Origin of the sequence: Mesorhizobium sp. L103C119B0, assembly GCF_000502235.1 — a bacterium.
In the GTDB taxonomy this organism is placed as follows: domain Bacteria; phylum Pseudomonadota; class Alphaproteobacteria; order Rhizobiales; family Rhizobiaceae; genus Mesorhizobium.
In genome coordinates this window covers 1-1099 of the sequence record NZ_AYXE01000071.1, presented here as the reverse complement: position 1 = coordinate 1099, position 1099 = coordinate 1, and the positions used below count along the sequence as shown (strand labels likewise).

At 58.8% G+C, this 1099-nt stretch carries 2 protein-coding genes; one reads left to right on the top strand and one right to left on the bottom strand.

Annotated features, from left to right (window positions below; all coding sequences use genetic code 11):
- Positions 1-221: hypothetical protein (locus X728_RS1000000171245; RefSeq protein ID WP_210164493.1), on the top strand; the 221-nt coding region annotated here is incomplete at its 5' end.
- A 694-nt stretch (positions 222-915) separates the two neighbouring features.
- Here the strand turns inward: X728_RS1000000171245 and X728_RS1000000172170 are convergent.
- Complete coding sequence (locus tag X728_RS1000000172170) at positions 916-1041, bottom strand: hypothetical protein (RefSeq protein ID WP_023833357.1); 126 nt, start codon at positions 1039-1041, stop codon at positions 916-918.
- Between the last annotated feature and the right edge of the window lie 58 nt (positions 1042-1099).

Genomic DNA, 1099 nt, shown 5'->3' with positions numbered 1-1099 from the left:
AGGTGTTCATCAGAACCTATCCGGTTACCAATCCTGTCGCCATTGCTGCAATCAGAGAAGGCGCCCGTCGTGCGGTTTCGCCTAGCTTCTTCACTCTGGTCACCTCAGAGGCGCATTGCTCCTGGGCAGCATTGGGGCCGCAAGCGGACCGTCAGCTTCGCGGTGAAAATCCTCAGAAAGCGGGCCAGCATGTAGTCGTCGCGGCTGAAAGAGGGGCGTGACGCGCAAGGAATAGGTCCTGGTTTCACCTGATCACCTACGCAGGCAGTTCGACGATCATTGAGCGGCGAGAACGCGGCCCGAGGCAGGAGCTTTGAGCCGATTTTACGATCGACCTTCAGGCTTGTCGAGCCGTCTCGAGGTTACTGCCGAAAAACCGAGCCTCCATGCCGGGCTCCCTGGGGAGGCAAGACAGCCAGCAACTGGACGGCTCGGGGATTTAGCACCGTTCAACCCAGAGCGTTTTGTCGAGATGCAGGCGTATCCGCTGGCCTTCCGCGAAGGACAGCGCAAANGGTCTCTATGATGCGGACGACCCATTCGCCACTGGCTCCGACTACTTCCACGCAAGGCGTGGCCCTGCGAATTGGCACCACGTTGCCCATCACATCCTCCCTACGAAACGCAATGGCAAGTCGATTTAAGACGGTCGTAGTCGGGAATTCAATAACAAATGCTTGCTCGGAATCGGACGAGCCATCCTGGAAGGGCAGTACGAAGGCGTTGAATGGCTAACTTGTCATGCCACCTCGGTCAGGCGAGCCCTCCGGGGAGCCTCCCGTGAGATAGCCTCTGCTTCAGGTCGTTGGCATTCAGGATGGCTGCCAGCTCTTCAGCATACTNGGGGAGCCTCCCGTGAGATAGCCTCTGCTTCAGGTCGTTGGCATTCAGGATGGCTGCCAGCTCTTCAGCATACTACTCCATGTCGGGAAGGTCGACAGAAGGGTGGCCCGCTACAATAGCCGGCAGCCCGGTGAACACGTCGAACACCGTCCACGTCCCATCCGGTTCCCGCCTTACCTCGTACCGCAGAGTTGCCATGAGGGGATCACATAGGTCGCCGTTAGGGGTGGGAATATTTGGTCCACGGTGACGCGGG